The sequence below is a fragment of the Halobacterium sp. KA-6 genome (genome assembly GCF_021029015.1).
Lineage (GTDB): Archaea > Halobacteriota > Halobacteria > Halobacteriales > Halobacteriaceae > Halobacterium.
The window spans coordinates 1-1,060 of record NZ_JAJJZH010000045.1 but is presented as its reverse complement, the minus strand read 5'-3'; the positions used below and the strand labels follow the sequence as shown (position 1 = coordinate 1,060).

Below are 1,060 nucleotides of genomic sequence, written 5' to 3'. Positions count from 1 at the left end.
CTATAGTAGACACTAGAAGTAATTGCTCACTTTAGGGACGGAGAGTTTGTCGAGAGCGGTGTCGATCGCTGTTGTTAGCTCGTCGAGTGAGTCAAAGAATCGGTTGCTCAGTGCCTTTTGCAGCTGTCTCCAGCATTCTTCGACCGGATTCAACTCCGGTGAATACGACGGTAACGTGACGAAGGCGAGGTCGTCACGGGCCGCCAGGTCCGTGACGGCCGACGCCTGAAAATACGGCGCTCCGTCTAGCACGACGATCAAGTCATCTTCGAATTCTTCACATAATGCTAAAATGAAATGCTTTGCGTGTTCGGCCGTGACGTACTCGGTGAATCGCGAGAAGAAGCGATCACCGTCCTCGGTGATCGCGCCCAGCAGACACGTCCACTCGCGTTGGCCAGACAGTTCGACTGAGGGCCGCGTGCCCTGTGGAAACCACGCGGCACGCGGCTCAACTTGCACGGATTTCTTGGTTTGGTCGATACAGACTACGGTGGCGTCCATTTCCCGCCGCTTTTTTTGAGCTCATCGTGGAACGCTTCGTGCTCGTCTTCATCGGCTTCGGCAGCTGAACGGCGTGGTTTTTGATAGCTCAATCCCGCTTCTTTCAGCAACCGCCGACAACTCGGGATTGAATACTGGACGCCGTACGTTTCTTCGAGATACTCTTGAGCAAGCGCCGGCGTCCACGCCGGCGCGTCGATCCCGACCTCTTCAGGTGGATCGTGAACGGTTGCTTCGAATTCTTTCTGCTGTGATTCTGAGAGTTTCCGTTTTCTCCCAGTTCGTTTATCATCAGATACGGCTTGCTCAAGCGACTCGTCGGTGTCGAGTCGCGTGAGCCAGCTGTAGATGGTCCGTCGCTGCACGTCGTACCACTCGGCTAGCTCGGTTTGCGTGACACCATTCTTGTACGCGATTGCGGCTAAGAGCCGTTGTGTCGGCTTCTTTCCGTCCACGTTGTCGAGAGCGTCTTGCAATTCCTCGACGGAGATCTCGTCGAGATGATTCACTAGCTACTGCAACTGTCTCTGAGTAAAAAGTTCTACCGGTTACTATA

At 54.3% G+C, this 1,060-nt stretch carries 1 protein-coding gene; it reads right to left on the bottom strand.

Going from position 1 to position 1,060, the window contains the following annotated elements; translation table 11 throughout:
* Window positions 1-12: 12 nt before the first annotated feature.
* Window positions 13-1,013, bottom strand: a protein-coding gene (locus LPA46_RS18725; RefSeq protein ID WP_230893819.1) for an IS630 family transposase whose coding sequence is annotated in 2 segments (ribosomal slippage) — window positions 13-521 and window positions 521-1,013 — 1,002 coding nt in all. Because the reading frame shifts where the segments join, the coding sequence is not laid out codon by codon here.
* Window positions 1,014-1,060: the final 47 nt, after the last annotated feature.